The organism is Bradyrhizobium sp. LVM 105 (assembly GCF_003957705.1).
GTDB lineage: Bacteria > Pseudomonadota > Alphaproteobacteria > Rhizobiales > Xanthobacteraceae > Bradyrhizobium > Bradyrhizobium frederickii.
On record NZ_QZMV01000008.1, the window covers coordinates 184129 to 198981 of the forward strand.

Below are 14853 nucleotides of genomic sequence, written 5' to 3' on the forward strand. Positions count from 1 at the left end.
AGCGCGGTGCAGCCGCAAATCCGAGAGAAAGGGCTGGTTTGCCCGCGCAATAGCCGGTATCTCGACCAAGGCCCGCAAGAGATCGTCTCATTGTCGCGAGACGGCGTCTTGCTGGTGAGACAAGATCTTGCAGGTGGGACAAGAGCCTGGCCGTGAGACGAGGACAGTTTCGCATGACCGAACCCGCTTATGTCGCGGTGGACTGGGGCACCAGCAGTTTTCGCCTGTGGCTGGTCGATCGTGCCGGCCTCGTGCTGGCCGAACGCCGCAGCGATGAAGGCATGCTGGCCTCCGCCAAGACCGGCTTTCCCGCGGTGCTGCAATCGCATCTCGCGGCGGTCGAGGCGCCGGATCATCTGCCGGTTCTCGTCTGCGGCATGGCCGGCGCGAAGACCGGCTGGGTCGAGGCCGGCTATGTCGACACGCCCGCGCCGCTCTCCGCCGTCCTGAACCAGGCCGTGCGCGTCCCCGGGCAGGCGCGCGACATCCGCATCCTGCCGGGCATCGCACAGCGAGACGCTGCCGCGCCGGACGTCATGCGCGGCGAGGAAACGCAGCTGCTGGGCGCGCTCGGCCTCGATGCGGTGGGCGAGGCGCTGGTCTGCATGCCCGGCACGCATTCGAAATGGGTGCGCGTCGGGGGCGGCATCGTCGAACGCTTCTCCACCTTCATGACCGGCGAGCTGTTCAGCGCCGTCTCGCGCGAGACCATCCTGTCGCTCGCGATCGCGGGCGCCGACGAGGCCGAGGATGTTGCGAGCTTCAAGGCGGCGGTCAAGGCCGCGTACGCGGCGCCGGCCTTCGCCGCGAATCTCCTGTTCACGGCGCGCTCGCGGCAATTACTGTTCGGCGGCACGCCGGCCGCGGCGCGCGAGACGCTGTCGGGCACCTTGATCGGCGCCGAGCTGGCCGCCGGTCTCTCCGGCGCGGTGCCGCACGCTGCCGTCGTGCTGATTGCCTCGGGCCGGCTTGCGATGCTGTACCGGCATGCCTTCGATGCACTGTCGTTCACGGTGCAGCCGGTCGATGCGGATGAAGCCGTCCGCCGCGGCCTGTCGATGGCGGCTGCCGCGATCTGGAAGAAATAGAAGGATTCTTGAGATGAGCGTTGCCTTTCCGCCAATGAAGCGACCGCTGGTCGCGATCCTGCGCGGCGTCAAGCCCGAGGAGTGCGAGCCTATCGTCGGCGTGCTGGTCGAAGCCGGCATGACCGCGATCGAGATCCCGCTGAATTCGCCCGATCCATTCCGCTCCATCGCAATGGCCGTGAAGCAGGCGCCACCAGGCGTGTTGATCGGCGCCGGCACGGTGCTGACCACCGCGGATGTCGATCGCCTCAATGACGTCGGCGGCAGGCTGATGGTCTCGCCGAACGTGGACACCCAGGTGCTGGTGCGTGCACATCAATACGCCATGGTCACGCTGCCCGGCGTGTTCTCGCCGACCGAGGCGCTGCTTGCCGCGCGCTCCGGCGCATCGGGCCTGAAATTCTTTCCGGCGAGCGTGTTAGGTGCCGCCGGCATCGCCGCGATCCGCGCCGTGCTGCCGTCAGGGGTGATGATCGCCGCCGTCGGCGGCGTCTCCGACCAGAATTTTGCCGAATACATCAAGGGCGGCGTGACCGCGTTCGGGCTCGGCTCCAGTCTGTACAAGCCCGGCATGAGCGCCGCCGATGTCGCCGCGCGCGCCAAGGCGACGGTCGAAGCCTACGATCGGGCGATTGCGAAAGACTGAGGGTAGTAAACCAGCTGTGAACCGTCATCGCCTATTGTGCCTCATATTGCCGCGATGCTGATGTTGACACTTCGCGCAGTGTGACCGGCGCAGCAGGAGACCGATATGGCGATCAACAACGTGGCCGATCTGTTCGTGGCAACGCTCGAACAGGCCGGCGTCAAGCGCATCTACGGCATCGTCGGCGACAGCCTGAACGCGCTGACCGAGGCGCTGCGCCGCCGCGGCACGATCGAATGGATCCATGTCCGCCACGAGGAGGTCGCTGCCTTCGCCGCCGCCGGCGAAGCCGAGGTGACCGGGAGCCTTGCGGTGTGCGCCGGCTCCTGCGGTCCCGGCAATCTGCATCTGATCAACGGGTTGTTTGACGCGCATCGCAGCCGCGTGCCCGTGCTGGCGATCGCGGCGCAGATCCCGACCGCCGAGATCGGCGGCGGCTACTTCCAGGAGACGCATCCGCAGAACCTGTTCCGCGAATGCAGCCATTATTGCGAGCTGGTCTCCGACCCCAGCCAGCTTCCTTACGTGCTCGAGAACGCGATCCGGGCGGCGGTGGGCCTGCGCGGCGTCGCCGTGGTCGCGATGCCCGGCGACGTCGCGTTCCGCAGCCCGCCGAAGCGCGCGCTGTCGACGACGCGCGGCCTTGGCGTGGCGGCGCCAAAGGTGGTGCCGCAGGCGGATGAGCTCAAGGCGCTCGCCGATCTTCTCAACGGTGCCGAGCGCGTCACCCTGTTCTGCGGCCGCGGCTGCGCCGGCGCGCATGCGCCCCTGATGCAGCTCGCCGAGGCGCTGAAGAGCCCGATCGTGCATGCGCTCGGCGGCAAGGAGCATGTCGAATACGACAATCCCTATGACGTCGGCATGACCGGCTTCATCGGTTTCTCCTCGGGCTATGCCGCCATGCACGCCTGTGACGCGCTGGTGATGCTCGGCACCGATTTTCCCTACAAGCAGTTCTTCCCGACCGATTGCCAGATCGCGCAGATCGACATCCGCCCGGAAAATCTGGGCCGCCGCTGCAAGATCGATCTCGGCCTCGTCGGCGACGTCAGGCTCACCATCGAGGCGCTGCTGCCGCTGTTGAAAGCGAAGACGCAGCGCAAGCATCTCGACGACGCCGTCGCGCATTACAAGAAGGCGCGCGAAGGCCTGGACTCGCTCGCCAAGGGCACGCCGGGAGCTAAGCCGATCCATCCGCAATATCTCGCCAAGGTCGTCAGCGACCATGCCTCCGACGATGCGGTGTTCACCGCCGATGTCGGCACGCCGACGGTGTGGGCCGCGCGCTATCTCGACATGAACGGCCGCCGCCGGCTGATCGGCTCCTTCGTGCACGGCTCGATGGCCAATGCGATGCCGCAGGCGATCGGTGCGCAGGCGGCCCAGCCCGGCCGGCAGGTGATCTCGCTCTCCGGTGACGGAGGCTTCACCATGATGATGGGCGACCTGATCACGCTGACGCAAGAGAAGCTGCCGGTGAAGGTGGTCGTCTTCAACAACGGCGTGCTCGGTTTCGTCGCGCTGGAGATGAAGGCGGCCGGCTTCGTCGACACCAATGTCGACCTGGAGAATCCGGATTTCGCGGCGATGGCGCGTGCCATGGGGATTTTTGCCAAACGCGTCGAGGATCCGGGCGAGCTTCCCGGTGCGGTGAAGGAGATGCTCGCGCATGACGGGCCGGCGCTGCTCGACGTCGTCACCGCCAAGCAGGAGCTGTCGATGCCGCCGACCATCACCACCGAGCAGATCAAGGGCTTCAGCCTCTGGGTCTTGCGCGCGGTGATGAACGGCCGCGGCGACGAGGTGCTCGACCTTGCGAAGACGAATCTGCTGCCGCGCTAGAGCGTGATGAAATCAAGATTGACGCCACAGCGCCGGTGCGCTCCCTCTCCCGCTTGCGGGAGAGGGTTGGGGAGAGGGTATTTCCGCAATGGGATAATCCCCTAAAGCATGATCCGGAAAAGTGCGCAGCGGTTTTCCGAAAAGATCATGCTTAAACAACAACCTAAAGCGCGATGACGATTCGTCCTAATCGCATCGCGCTTTAGAGGAGAAAGCCCTCACCCGGCGCGCCGACGATGCTTCGCATCGTCCGGAACGCGCCGACCTCTCCCGCAAGCGGGAGAGGTGAGGACCGCATGCGCAGTCTCACCCCCGCTTGACCGAAGGCGCAGGCAGCCGCTGCTCACGGCGCTGGAGGCGTTGCCAGTGCAGTACGCTTCCGATCAGCAGGGCCGGCATGAAGCCGAGCACGATCAGGAAATGCGGCAGCTGCCTCGGCGAGACGAAGGCGATCGCGATGTCCGAGATCAGCCAGAGCGCCGCGAACATCACCGCGAAGTCCGTGCGCGGGCAGCGCAGGTAGTAGAACACGGCAGTGATGACGATCGCGGGGCCGATCGCGACGGCGATCATGATCGCAGTCAGCTCCTTCGGCGTCACCGCGTCAAGCATCATCGAGGCCAGCAGCCAGAGCGCGGCGAACATGGCGACGATGTCGAGCGGATGCCGCAATTCAATACCTCTCGCGGGGACGTATTATCGTTGTGGCCGGAGCCGCGACCGTCAAGTCAAAATGCGCTTATTCGTCGTCACTTCCCGGCGTCGGGCGCAGCATGAAATGACCGAAGGCGGTGGCGATCGGCTTCTCCGCATCGTCCTGCCAGGCGCGCGCCTCGAAGGCGACGATGCGCCGGCCCTGCTTCACGATCGAGACGTTGGCAAACGTATCGAGGGCGCGCCCCGATCGCAGGTAATTGACGGTGAGCCCGATCGGCTTGGGCGGAGCGGCGGTACCGAGCTCGCGCGCGACGCCGATGACGGCGGTGGTCTCGAGGAAGGCCCCCGTCATGCCGCCGTGGATCGCAGGCAGGATAGGGTTGCCGATGATCTGCGGCGAGAACGGCATCGTCAGCGTGCCGTCGTCGTTGACGCGGATGCCGAGGGCGCGCGCGAACGGGCTGCGCGCGAATGGCCCGTCCGGATCATCCGGCGCCTCCAGCACCGGGATGCTGCGCGCATCCATCCGGCGATCGGCAAGCATGTTGGTGCGGTTGGCGCCGATCATGAAGCAGGCGGTCGCGGTCGCCACCGGATCGTCTTCGGAGTCCTGATAGGCGGTGGAGCGCACGAAGGCGATCGAGCGCGTGGTGCGGTAGCAGACCGAATGCGCCTTGATGTCGAGACCTGGCGTTGCCGGCTTCTGGTAGTCGATGCGCAGGTCCAGCGTCGCGATCGCTCGCGTGCCGTCGAGCGCGAGCTGCACCGCCATGCCGCAGCTCTCGTCCAGCATCGCGGTGACGACGCCGCCATGCAGCACCCCGGTCTCGGTGTCGCCGACGAAGACGGGCCGATAGGGCAGGCTGGACCAGGCCTCGGCGGGCGCGAAGCGGTCGAGCTGGAGCCCGCTGATATGGCCGTAATCGGAGCGGCGGCCCTTGATGGCTTCGGCGAGTTCCTCGAACGGGAGCGTGGTCGGTATGGTGCTCATGAGGACGTTCTAGACCAGTGTCGGGCGCCGCGCAAAACCCCGGATGGGCCCCCGCACCGCAGGCGGTTTGGCCTCGACAGAGCGGGCCGAAGCGCCGATGGTGGGCGCTTCGTTCGTCGATGACCTGTAAGGAGCGCCCATGGCCGACCCCGAAACGCCCGCCAATCAGGGGCCCGTCACCATTTCGAGCTCCAGCGCGGAGCGGGCGCCGATCATCTATTTCGACGGCGCGTCCTGCTTCGGCCATCACAACGGCGCGATCCAGATCGAGCTCGCCGCGAACCTGTTGATGCCGGTCGGCGCCGCCGTCAGGGTCGATGTGGTCCAGACCGCGCATTTGCGCTGCAGCGTCGCCGCGGCGCTGGCGCTGCGCGAAGCCCTCGACAAGGCACTGGCGATGTACCAGCAGGGCCAGAAGCAGCCGATGGCGGAGGAGATTCCGGCGGTGAAGAACTGACGACGCATTTTTGGAGATCGTGTTCGGCCTTTATGGTTCGAGACGACCGCTTCGCGGTCTCCTCACCATGAGGGTCTGACGTCTCGCCGCGAAACCAGACCTCATCCTGAGGAGCCCGCCGGAGGCGGCGTCTCGAAGGATGGCTGCAGGAACTTGGACGCATGTCTGAGGCGAGCAGCCTCGCCTCAGCCCACATGCACCTTCGGCTTCCTGCCGCCGTTCCACTTGCCGTCGAGTGCGCGCTCGATCTGGGCGGCGAGTTGCAGCAACAGGCCGTCGTTGGCCTGCTTGGCGATGGCCTGGATGCCGAGCGGCAGGCCGTGGTCTTGCATGGCCATCGGCATCGAGATCGCCGGCATGCCGCAGAGATTGGCGAGCGGCGTGAAGGCGAAGAAGCGCCAGAGATTGCCGAACCAGTCCAGCACGTCGGGATTGTCGGAAATGGTGAGATATTCCTTGGTGCCGACCTTGGGCGTCGGCAGCGCGGTGATCGGCGTCAGGATCACGTCCCACTGCTCGAAGAAGGCGCCGAAACCGCGGGAGGTGGTGTTGAACACGCCCTGCATCTTCGCGCGCTCGGCGAAGCTCGTATGCCGGCCGGCTTCCCAGATGCGGATGTTCATCGGCTCGATCAGATCTTCCGGCGGCTTCTCCAGCCCGCGCGCGGCGAGCATGTTGGAGATCACCACCGCGAAGTTCGAGATGTAGCAGGTGGTCTGCGCGGCGAAGGCGGCACGGAAGTCGAGCTCGGGCAGCGCATAATCGACGTGATGGCCGAGGCCTTCGAGGAAGCGGCCGGCCTTCTCCAGCTCGGCGGCGATCTCTGGCGTCGCGGTGTAGTCGCCCCATGTGTGCGAGAGCGCGATGCGCAGCTTGCCGGGATCGCGCTTGATCATCTCGGAATAAGGCTGCGCCGTGGTCCAGAACGGCATGAACTCGCCGGGCGCAGGTCCCCTCGCATGATCGACGAAGGCGGCGGTGTCGCGCACCGAGCGCGACTGGCAGCCCTGGATCGAGACGAGACCGGTCAGGTCCGACATGTGGGGCGCCAGCGAGAACACGCCGCGCGAGACTTTCAGGCCGATATTGCCGTTGACGCCGGCGGGAATGCGGATCGAGCCGCCGCCGTCGGTCGCGTGTGCGATCGGCACCACGCCGGCGGCAACCATAGCGGCGCTGCCCGCGGACGAGCCGCAGGTGGTGTAGTCGGTATTCCAGGGATTGCGCGTGACGTAGACGGCGGGATTGTCGGCCGAAGAGCACACGCCGAATTCCGGCGTCGTCGTGCGCCCGATCAGGTTGAGGCCGGCCTGGCGGAACTTACCGGTCAGGAACGTGTCGGCGCTGGCGCGATTGCCGCGCATCAGCCGTGAGCCCATTTCCTGCAGCCGGTCCTTCATGGTCGGCCCGAGGTCCTTCATCAGGAAGGGCAGGCCGGCGAAGGGACCTCCGAGATTGGCGCCGTCCTTGGCGGGATCGGCGATCACGTCCTCGAACAGCTCGACCACGCCCGACAGCGCCGGATTGACCTTGGCGACGCCCGCGGCGGCCTGGCGCGCCAGCTCCTTTGCCGTCAGCTCGCCCTTGCGGACGCGGCCGGCTAGCGCGACGCCGTCGTGCTGCGCCCATTCATTCCAGCTCATCGGCAACGTCATGAAATCCAAATCCCCTCAAGGTGCGGCGCCACCTTTTTCGCAAGGGAGGGCCTGAATCAACTGAGCCGGCGCGGGGGGCAGGGTTGCGCGGGGCGGAGGGGTCGCAAAACCGGTGATGCCGCCCGTCTCAATCCGACAGTCGCGCAATCACTGCAACCGGCCCGCCGCCAGCGGGACCCTGATGCTCGGCGCCGCCTGATACGTAGACCGCGCCGGTGCCGGCAAGACCCGCGATCAGGCCGCCGACCGCGGCGCGGGCGTGGCGCGTCGAGCTGATGTCGGTGTCCTCCAGCATGGTGTGACGGCAGCCGCGCACCGTGCCATCAGGTGAGGCCTCCGCCTTGGCGAAGACGTTGATGAGCTCGCGGCCCTCCGTTGCCTGCGGCGCCATGCGCAGTCCAACGCTTTGCAGCGCCGCGACCACCGCGGCGGAGTCGATGGCGTCGTTCATCACGGCATGACCGATCTCGAACTCGCTTGCTGATGCCGCCGAGTTGCCGAGCACGATGACGACGTTGTGCATCAGCTCGATGCCTGATGAGGTGGAGGCCACGGACGAGAACAGATCGTAGCGCCGCAGCACGTCTTCATCGTGGAGATCGGCCGCAATCTCGCCGAGCGCGACGGCGACGCCGAGCGCGGAGGCGCCGCGGGAATAGGCCATCGAGGCGTAGGCGCTGGTCGTCGCTGTCTTGTTGCCGCGCGCAGCTGCCGCCTCGACACGATCGCTCGTGAGCAGCGGGCACTTGATCTGCACGAAGTGGATGTCGGCGGGATCGCTGATGCCGGCATCCGCCATAGCCGCCTTCACGGCGGTCGCCGTCTCCGTGATCTGCGCGGAGCGGCCGAGCTCCTCGGGCAGGAAATCCCGCGTCTGCGCCATGCCGATGCTCAGCCGCTTTCCGGAGGGGCGTACCGGAGGGCTGTCGATGGCTCGGCGCGTGAACACCGTGATGTGCGGGCTGAGCACGCCCTCGGTGCCGCCGGACATCACGAAGGCGATGCGCTGCTCGACCTCGCGCGGCGGCAGGTCGAGGTGGGGCGCCAGCGCCGCGCACAGCGCGCTGACGGCGTATTCCCGCGTGAAATCGTTGACGCCGCCATTACCCTCGGTCTTGCCGAGGATCGCCAGGATTTCGCGCGGATCGATCGCGCCCGAACCGATCATGGCCATGAGACCGGAGACATCGCCGGGGCCCGTGGTGGCGATCTTGAAGACGCCGACCGATCTTGTACGCATGACTGTCCTTGTGGAGTTCAGGGGCCCGGCGGAGCAAACAGCCGCTGAACAGCGGCTCCTGTCAAGCAGGGATGACGGATCGGCTATCCTGGTCTGCCGCGACGCAAGAGAGAAGCTGCGTCTCCCCACGAATGTGGCGAGATCGCATCGGTTCGAGGAAAAAATCCCCTGTCGACGGTGGTCCGGCGTACCTTGATGAATCAACCCCGCTTGGTCCATAAGCGGCGTCCCGTGGCCGGTGGTTCGCCGCCGCACGGCGGGCTTGGATAGAAGGAATCTCGCGTGGCAAATATCAACCAGAAAATTGCGCAGGAGCTTGGGGTTCGGGCCGAGCAGGTCGAGGCGGCGGTGACGCTGCTCGACGGCGGCGCCACGGTTCCCTTCATCGCCCGCTACCGCAAGGAAGCGACCGGTGCGCTCGACGACGCGCAATTGCGCACCCTGGAGGAGCGCCTGGTCTATCTGCGCGAGCTCGAGGACCGCCGCAAGGCCATCCTCGAATCGGTCCGCGAGCAGGGCAAGCTCGATGCCGCGCTCGAAGCCTCGATCATGGCTGCCGACAGCAAGGCGCGCCTCGAAGACATCTATCTGCCGTTCAAGCCGAAGCGCCGCACCAAGGCGGAGATCGCCAAAGAGGCTGGCCTCGAGCCGCTGGCCAATCAACTGCTCGCCGAGCCCGGCAACGATCCGAAGGTCGTGGCCGAAGGTTTCATCAATGCCGAGAAGGGCGTTGCCGATGCCGCCGCCGCGCTCGACGGCGCCCGCGCCATCCTGGTCGAGCGCTTCGACGAGGACGCCGACCTGATCGGCGCGTTGCGCGAGGAGATGTGGACCAACGCGCGCATGGCCTCCAAGGTGCGCGACGGCAAGAAGACCGAGGGCGAGAAGTTCGCCGACTATTTCGATTTCTCCGAGCCGCTGACCAAGCTGCCCTCGCATCGCATCCTCGCGATGTTCCGCGGCGAGAAGGAAGAGATCCTCGATTTGCAAATTCAGGCCGAGGCCGAGGCGCCGCCGCCGGGCGTGCCCAGCGCCTATGAATTGAAGATCATGAAGCGGTTCGGCATCGCCGACCTCAAGCGTCCCGGCGACCGCTGGCTGATCGACACCGTGCGCTGGGCCTGGCGCACCAAGATCCAGGTGCATCTGAACATCGATCTTCGCATGCGGCTGTGGAATGCGGCCGAGACCGAAGCCGTGCGCGTGTTCGCCTCCAACCTGCGCGACCTGCTGCTGGCCGCGCCGGCCGGCACCCGCGTCACCATGGGGCTCGATCCCGGCTACCGCACCGGCGTCAAGGTCGCGGTGGTCGATGCGACCGGCAAGGTGGTCGACACCACCGCGATCTATCCGCACGAGCCGCAGCGGCAGTGGAACGAGTCGCTGGCGACACTCGGCCGGCTCGCGATGAAGCACAAAGTCGAGCTGATCGCGATCGGCAACGGCACCGCCTCGCGCGAGACCGACAAGCTCGCGACCGAGCTGGTCAAGGGGCTTGCCGAGCTGAAGATGTCCAAGATCGTGGTGTCCGAAGCCGGCGCGTCGGTCTATTCGGCCTCCGCCTTCGCCTCGGAAGAGTTGCCGGGTCTCGACGTCACGCTGCGCGGCGCGGTCTCGATCGCGCGGCGGCTGCAGGATCCGCTGGCCGAGCTGGTCAAGATCGAGCCCAAGGCGATCGGCGTCGGCCAGTATCAGCACGACCTCGGCCAGGCCAAGCTCGCCAAGTCGCTCGATGCCGTGGTCGAGGATTGCGTGAACGCCGTCGGCGTCGACGTCAACACCGCGTCCGCACCGCTGCTCGCGCGCGTGTCGGGCGTCGGCGCCGGCCTTGCGCAGAGCATCGTGGCGCACCGCGACGCCAACGGCCCGTTCAAGTCGCGCAAGGCGCTCAAGGACGTGCCGCGACTCGGGCCGAAGGCATTCGAGCAGTGCGCAGGCTTCCTGCGCATTCTCGGCGGCGAGGACCCGCTCGATGCCTCCGGCGTGCATCCGGAAGCCTATCCGGTGGTGCGCCGCATCCTCGCGGCCACCAAGAGCGACATCAAGGCGCTGATCGGCTCGAGCGAGATCGTGCGCACCTTGAAGCCGAAGGATTTCGTCGACGAGACCTTCGGCCTGCCGACCGTCACCGACATCCTGCGTGAATTGGAAAAGCCGGGTCGCGACCCGCGCCCGGCGTTCAAGGCCGCGGTGTTCAAGGAGGGCGTCGAGGAGATCAAGCACCTCCAGAAGGGCATGATCCTCGAGGGCACCGTGACCAACGTCGCCGCCTTCGGCGCCTTCGTCGACATCGGCGTGCACCAGGACGGCCTCGTGCACATCTCTGCGATGTCCAAGAACTACATCAAGGATCCGCGCGAGGTGGTGAAGCCCGGCGACATCGTCAAGGTCAAGGTGCTGGACTTCGAGGTCGCGCGCAAGCGCATCTCCCTGACGCTGCGCCTCGACGACGAGGTCGGCGCCAAGAAGGACGCCCCCGGCATGCAGCGCGACAATGGCGCGCGCAATCCGTCCCGCATGACCTCGTCGGCCCCGCGCAAGCAGGAATCCTCTTCCGGCGGCGGCGCCCTCGCCGAAGCGCTGCGCCGCGCGGCCGAGAAGAACGGCGGCAAGCGGGTGTAACGGCTGAGCCGCCTGACGCGGCCAAGCTCTATCCATCTCGTCATTGCGAGCGCAGCGAAGCAATCCAGACTGCCTCCCGCCGGGACAGTCTGGATTGCTTCGTCGCAAGCGCTCCTCGCAATGACGCGGAGAGAGCTGGACCGGCTCCCTGACGCCCGCGTCAAGACCTCGCCGCTCTGGAGTCCGTCACAGCTCGATCACGCCGCGTCGCGCCGCATGCGCAACCGCGTCGGTGCGGCCGGTGGCGTCGAGCTTGTCGAGCAGCGAGCCGACATGGAATTTCACCGTGTGCACGGAGATGCCGAGCTGCCGCGCGATCATCTTGTTGGAGGCGCCCTCGGCCATCAGCGCCAGCACGTCGAGCTCGCGCTGGGTCAGTGCGATGTCATCAGGCATGATGCGCGGATCACGCGCCACGATCGTCGCCGCGGCAGCTTCGCCGGGCGCGGCTAGGCGTAGCCCTGTGACGTTGCCGAGCAGCTTCGCCAGGCGGTCGGCGAGAGCGGGATCGTCGATCTCCAGGGACAGCACGATCTCCGGGGAGCTGTCCTCGCTCACGTCTCCGGCCTCTCGGCGACCGTGACCCTGAAGCTGGCCGGCTCGCCGCCGCGGCGCACCGCGACATCGATCACCGCGCCGACGCTCGAAGGTCCCAGCGTCCGTGACAGCGCTCGCACGCCGGAGAGCTTCTGGTCGTTGACCGCGACGATCACGTCGCCCTGACGGATGCCGGCCGCGGCCGAGGGGCCGGCTTTGTCGACGTTCATCACCATCGCGCCGATGCCGTCGTCGAGCCGCACCGGCTGCAGCCCCAGGCCGAGATAGCCGCGCGCGATGCGGCCGCGCGTCTCGAGCTGCGCCGCGACCCGCTCGATCGTCGCCGTCGGGATCACCAGCACGCGCCGCGGGCCGAGCACGGCCATGCCGAATGCTTGTCCAGAGGCATCGAGCGCGAGGCCGCCCTGCTGGCTGCCGCGCAGGCGGACATCGAGCTCGATCCGCGCATCGATGTCGCCGCCGCGCAGGGAGCGCCAGCTCTTGCCGGAGGCCGAGACCATCCCGAGCGCCGCGCTCGGCGTGTCGCGGTTGGTGGCGACTACGATCGCCAATGCGCCCAGCGGCGGAACGGTTGCCGCGAGCCTGACCGGGGCCGATGCGATGTCGGCGCGCAGCAGCGCGATATCGGTGGTGTGGTCGCGGCCGGCGATCGTGGCGGCGGTGGTGCCACCATCGGGAAGGCCGATCTCGACCTCGCCCTCGTCGGCCAGCGCCTCGTCCGCGGTGACGATCAGGCCGCTCTTCCAGACGAAGCCGGTCGAGCGAAAGCGATGCGAGCGCACGGAGACGATCGAGGGTGCGGTGCGCGCCACCACTTCCGCGAGGGCGGATGACAGTGAAGACAGGGGACTAGGATCGGTCATGGCGTGCTCCTGTGATTGCCCTCAATCTGGGATGTCGCGGGGAATTGCGAAACTGGCCGGGTGGCCAGGACAAGGACGGGCTCGTCAAGGCCACGGCCGACGAACATGTGATTGGGACCCGCTCACGGGAACGTGTAGCAATCGGCCGACATTGCGCCGCATGGCCCCAACCATTTTGAACGAGCCCTGACCGATGACCATCGATCTCACCCGCCGCACCCTGCTGCAACTCGCCGGCGCAACCTCGCTCGCGATGGCGGCTGCTGCCGCGGCGCGCGCCGAGGGCATTCCTCAAGGCGGCGGGCCGACCTTTGCCAGCCGCACCCCGATGCGGGTCGGCATGGTGACGCTGCGGGTGAAGAATCTCGACAAGGTCGCCGACTACTACCGCGACGTGATCGGGCTTGCCGTGATGGAGCGTTCGGCGACCGCCGCGAAGCTCGGCACGGCCGGCATAGCGCTGCTGGTGCTGGAGGCCCGTCCCGATGCGGGAATCGAGCCGCGCAACGCCGCCGGCCTCTACCACACCGCCTTCCTGATGCCGACGCGAAAAGACCTCGCGCGCTGGCTGGTGCATGCCGCCTCGCATCGCGTGCCGCTGTCGGGCTTTGCCGATCACCTCGTCAGCGAGTCCGTCTATCTCGACGACCCCGAAGGCAACGGCATCGAGGTCTATGCCGACCGCGATCCCTCGCAATGGCAATGGAGCGAGGGCAGCGTCAAGATGGCGACCGACGAGCTCAACATTCCCGACCTGCTGTCGCTGACCAATACACGCGTCGCCGACTATGCCAGGGCGCCGGACGGCTTGCGCGTCGGCCACATGCATCTGCGCGTCGGCGATCTGGCGCAGGCCGAGAGCTTCTATCACGGCACGATCGGCCTTGATCCGACGCGCAAGCGCAGCGGCGCCGCGTTCCTGTCGTCGGGCCGTTATCACCATCACCTCGGCATGAATGTCTGGCAGAGCCAGGGCGCCGGCCGGCGCGACGATGCCACCACGGGCCTTGCATGGTTCTCGCTGGTGACGGCGAAGCAGGACATTCTCGCCGCACAGGAGGAACGCCTGCGCAAGGGCGGCGCGAAGGTCACGGCGCTTTCGGACGGCCTTGAGGCCGTGGATCCCTGGGGCACCCGGGTGCGGCTGATCAGGGTTTGATCGCCGGCGCGGGCGTTGCTAAGACCCGTCAGGCCAGCCTGCGCTCCGGGATCCTCACCGACATGTCCGAATTCCACGGCGTCTTTCCCTATCTCGTCTCGCCCGTCGATGCCGACGGCACGGTGCGGACCAACGTGCTGGCAAAGCTCTGTGACGACCTGATCGGCGCCGGCGTACACGGCCTGACGCCGCTGGGCTCGACCGGCGAATTCGCCTATCTCAATGCCGCGCAACGCAGCTCCGTCGTGCAGACCACGATCGAGGCCGCGCAGGGCCGCGTGCCGGTGATCGCCGGCGTCGCTTCCACCTCGACCGCGGATGCGGTGGCCCAGGCGCAAGCCTATCAGAAGTGTGGGGCCGACGGCATCCTGGCGATCCTCGAAGCGTATTTCCCGCTGACTGACGCCCAGGTCGAATCCTACTTCCGCGCCATTGCGGATGCCGTCGACATTCCCGTCGTCATCTACACCAACCCGCAATTCCAGCGCTCCGATCTCACTCTCGACGTCATCGCGCGCCTCGCTGCGCATCCGCGCATCGGCTACATCAAGGACGCCTCGACCAACACCGGCCGGCTGCTCTCGATCATGAACCGCTGCGGGGACGCCTTGCGCGTGTTCTCGGCCTCCGCCCATATCCCGGCCGCGGTGATGCTGATCGGCGGGCTCGGCTGGATGGCGGGCCCGGCCTGCATCATCCCGCGCCAGAGCGTTGCGCTCTACGAGCTCTGCAAGGCCGGCCGCTGGGACGAGGCGATGGTGCTCCAGCGCAGGCTGTGGCGCATCAACGAAGCTTTCGCCCGCTTCAATCTCGCCGCTTGCATCAAGGCGGGGCTTTCGATCCAGGGCTACGACGTCGGCGACCCCGTCCCGCCGCAGGCGCCGCTCACGGCCGAGGCACGGAAGGTCGTGGAAGTGGCGCTGCGCGAGCTGACCTAGCTGTTTGGCGCGCGGCAATATGCCCCGGCACCCGTGCATGAGTCAGAAAAGCCCTTACCTGCCCAACCGGGAAACTTCCGTTCGTTTGCGACGTTGCTGCGTAAGCCGGATCTGTCACCCCATGCATATGCATCCCA

General features: G+C 67.0%; 13 protein-coding genes. 7 read left to right on the plus strand and 6 right to left on the minus strand.

Annotation, left to right across the window (positions count from 1 at the left end):
- Positions 1-173: 173 nt before the first annotated feature.
- The 3 genes from D6B98_RS22970 to poxB all read left to right on the plus strand — a co-directional run bounded on the left by D6B98_RS22970 (position 174) and on the right by poxB (position 3576).
- Positions 174-1088 (plus strand): 2-dehydro-3-deoxygalactonokinase, encoded by a 915-nt coding sequence (locus D6B98_RS22970; protein ID WP_126259182.1) that lies wholly within the window; start codon positions 174-176, stop codon positions 1086-1088.
- 13 nt (positions 1089-1101) lie between these two features.
- Positions 1102-1734, plus strand: coding sequence for a 2-dehydro-3-deoxy-6-phosphogalactonate aldolase (locus D6B98_RS22975; protein WP_126259183.1), 633 nt, complete (start codon positions 1102-1104; stop codon positions 1732-1734).
- 105 nt (positions 1735-1839) lie between these two features.
- Positions 1840-3576, plus strand: coding sequence for a ubiquinone-dependent pyruvate dehydrogenase (poxB, locus tag D6B98_RS22980; protein ID WP_126259184.1), 1737 nt, complete (start codon positions 1840-1842; stop codon positions 3574-3576).
- 306 nt (positions 3577-3882) lie between these two features.
- Here the strand turns inward: poxB and D6B98_RS22985 are convergent, their stop codons facing one another.
- Positions 3883-4248 (minus strand): hypothetical protein, encoded by a 366-nt coding sequence (locus D6B98_RS22985; protein WP_164718793.1) that lies wholly within the window; start codon positions 4246-4248, stop codon positions 3883-3885.
- Positions 4249-4315: 67 nt separating this feature from the next.
- On the minus strand, positions 4316-5224 hold the full coding sequence (locus tag D6B98_RS22990) for a PaaI family thioesterase (RefSeq protein ID WP_126259185.1): 909 nt from the start codon (positions 5222-5224) through the stop codon (positions 4316-4318).
- Positions 5225-5363: 139 nt separating this feature from the next.
- On the opposite strand from D6B98_RS22990, the gene D6B98_RS40065 reads away from it, so the two are divergent.
- Entirely contained in the window at positions 5364-5681 is a 318-nt protein-coding gene (locus D6B98_RS40065; RefSeq protein WP_164718794.1) for a hypothetical protein, read from the plus strand.
- Positions 5682-5866: 185 nt separating this feature from the next.
- On the opposite strand, the gene D6B98_RS23000 is transcribed toward D6B98_RS40065, so the two are convergent.
- Both D6B98_RS23000 and atzD read right to left on the minus strand, forming a co-directional pair.
- The gene (locus D6B98_RS23000) at positions 5867-7336 is read right to left on the minus strand and encodes an amidase (RefSeq protein WP_164718795.1); all 1470 of its coding nucleotides are present in this window, start codon (positions 7334-7336) and stop codon (positions 5867-5869) included.
- A 127-nt stretch (positions 7337-7463) separates the two neighbouring features.
- Positions 7464-8576 (minus strand): cyanuric acid amidohydrolase, encoded by a 1113-nt coding sequence (gene atzD / locus D6B98_RS23005; protein ID WP_126259186.1) that lies wholly within the window; start codon positions 8574-8576, stop codon positions 7464-7466.
- Positions 8577-8858: 282 nt separating this feature from the next.
- Here atzD and D6B98_RS23010 point away from each other — a divergent pair, with 282 nt between their 5' ends.
- Positions 8859-11198 (plus strand): Tex family protein, encoded by a 2340-nt coding sequence (locus D6B98_RS23010; RefSeq protein ID WP_126259187.1) that lies wholly within the window; start codon positions 8859-8861, stop codon positions 11196-11198.
- A 186-nt stretch (positions 11199-11384) separates the two neighbouring features.
- Here D6B98_RS23010 and D6B98_RS23015 read toward each other — a convergent pair whose 3' ends face one another.
- Both D6B98_RS23015 and D6B98_RS23020 read right to left on the minus strand, forming a co-directional pair.
- Entirely contained in the window at positions 11385-11756 is a 372-nt protein-coding gene (locus D6B98_RS23015; protein WP_126259188.1) for a response regulator transcription factor, read from the minus strand.
- Positions 11753-12619, minus strand: a complete 867-nt coding sequence (locus tag D6B98_RS23020; protein WP_126259189.1) for a S1C family serine protease — start codon at positions 12617-12619, stop codon at positions 11753-11755. The genes D6B98_RS23015 and D6B98_RS23020 overlap by 4 nt, the downstream gene beginning before the upstream one ends.
- A gap of 193 nt (positions 12620-12812) precedes the next feature.
- Here D6B98_RS23020 and D6B98_RS23025 point away from each other — a divergent pair, with 193 nt between their 5' ends.
- Together D6B98_RS23025 and D6B98_RS23030 are read left to right on the plus strand one after the other, a co-directional pair.
- Positions 12813-13778, plus strand: coding sequence for a VOC family protein (locus D6B98_RS23025; protein WP_126259190.1), 966 nt, complete (start codon positions 12813-12815; stop codon positions 13776-13778).
- 62 nt (positions 13779-13840) lie between these two features.
- Complete coding sequence (locus D6B98_RS23030; RefSeq protein WP_126259191.1) at positions 13841-14716, plus strand: dihydrodipicolinate synthase family protein; 876 nt, start codon at positions 13841-13843, stop codon at positions 14714-14716.
- The last annotated feature ends 137 nt before the right edge of the window (positions 14717-14853 follow it).